General features: G+C 64.8%; 1 pseudogene. It reads right to left on the bottom strand.

Features of this window, described 5'->3' with window-relative positions:
* Positions 1-237: 237 nt before the first annotated feature.
* A pseudogene (locus tag V6U90_RS33830) lies at positions 238-486 on the bottom strand (VOC family protein); the annotation flags it as partial.
* Positions 487-548 lie beyond the last annotated feature (62 nt).

The raw sequence follows: 548 nt of genomic DNA, 5'->3' as shown, positions 1-548 counted from the left end.
ATCCGTAGCCTCATCCGCCAGGCCTGGACCCTCTACCGCTGGAACACCCGCCCCACCCGCCGCCCATGAAACCACCTACTTGCGCGATCTCTAAGCGGATGTTGGCGCCGATCGCCGCCAGATTCGTGCTCGTGGACACCGAGGGATGGTTCTGGATCAGGACCGTTGGCGCGCCGCGGGACGGCGACCCTCGTGATGGCGAACTGCACCAGTCGACTCGCGAAGGTGCGCGGCCACTCAGTCGAGACAGAACTCGTTGCCCTCGATGTCCTGCATCACGAGGCACGACTCGTTGTCGTCATCGGCAGGCAGTAGTCGCACGCGTACCGCGCCGAGCGCGACCAGTCGTGCGCATTCGGCCTCAAGTGCGGCCAGGCGCTCTTCACCCACGAGCCCGGTGCCGACCCGCACGTCAAGATGCAGCCGATTCTTGACGACCTTGCCTTCGGGAACGCGCTGGAAGAACAGTCGCGGGCCCACACCTGAGCCTCGATCCACCGACGCGGTTGGCGGCGATCACCGGTTGATCATTTCGATATGGGGTGAGT

It is taken from the genome of Micromonospora sp. CPCC 206060 (genome assembly GCF_036906895.1).
Taxonomy (GTDB): Bacteria; Actinomycetota; Actinomycetes; order Mycobacteriales; family Micromonosporaceae; genus Micromonospora.
Note: the sequence above shows the minus strand (reverse complement) of the source record. Positions and strands in the feature narration are given on the sequence as shown.